1 protein-coding gene is annotated in these 748 nt (G+C 42.4%); it reads right to left on the reverse strand.

The window, feature by feature from the left end; translation table 11 throughout:
- On the reverse strand, positions 1-169 hold a 169-nt coding region (locus WG89_RS32605; protein WP_062260605.1), incomplete at its 3' end, for a transposase.
- Positions 170-748: the final 579 nt, after the last annotated feature.

Genomic DNA, 748 nt, shown 5'->3' on the forward strand with positions numbered 1-748 from the left:
GAGGATAAGGAGGTCTTCCGTTGCCACGCTTAGGGTAATAGGGCTCGATTACGGCCTCTAAGCGTTTCCATGGAATCAGAACCTCCATTCTTTCAAGAAAAATTTCCCTACGAGTTCTGCGTCGCTTCTGGCTGAATTCACTGTCGGAAAAAGAGAGTTGTTGGTCCATGACTACCTCTGATCAAGCTGCTGAGATTATTATCTCATGATCAGGGACTTATTCGCAGGTTCCTTAGATTTACAGTCTCTTTCAACAATTTTAATTGATACATTATCTGCAGATTCAAGAAACCCTAATGTTTTCATGTTGCTTATGATGGGAATACATGCTGTCATATATCCTTCTAAGACAGGGTCTCTAATACCTTCTTCAATAGCTGAACTTAAACAATGACTTAAGACGAATAGCTCTGTAAAAATTCTCTCGTTATATTGTTTTAAAAGCTGTTGAGACATACCGTGTTGATTTATGTGTTTATAGGTGTCAGAGAACCGGTTAGCTAGGAGCCTGTCGGACTTAACCAGCAAAACAGGTAAAATCCTGATTCCAGTACCAGTAACACTCAAAGCACTATGAATAAGTGGAAGTTCAAACCGGTCGACCGAAACACTCCCGACCTTTTCCCTGCCAGCATCCAGGATTATCTTCCAGAAGGTCATATGGCTCGCTTTGTGGTGGATGTTGTTGACCAGCTCGACCTGTCTCCACTGATCAATTCTTATCGAGGCACAGGATCAAAAGGCTGGC

This window comes from Endozoicomonas arenosclerae, assembly GCF_001562015.1.
GTDB classification, from domain to species: domain Bacteria; phylum Pseudomonadota; class Gammaproteobacteria; order Pseudomonadales; family Endozoicomonadaceae; genus Endozoicomonas_A; species Endozoicomonas_A arenosclerae.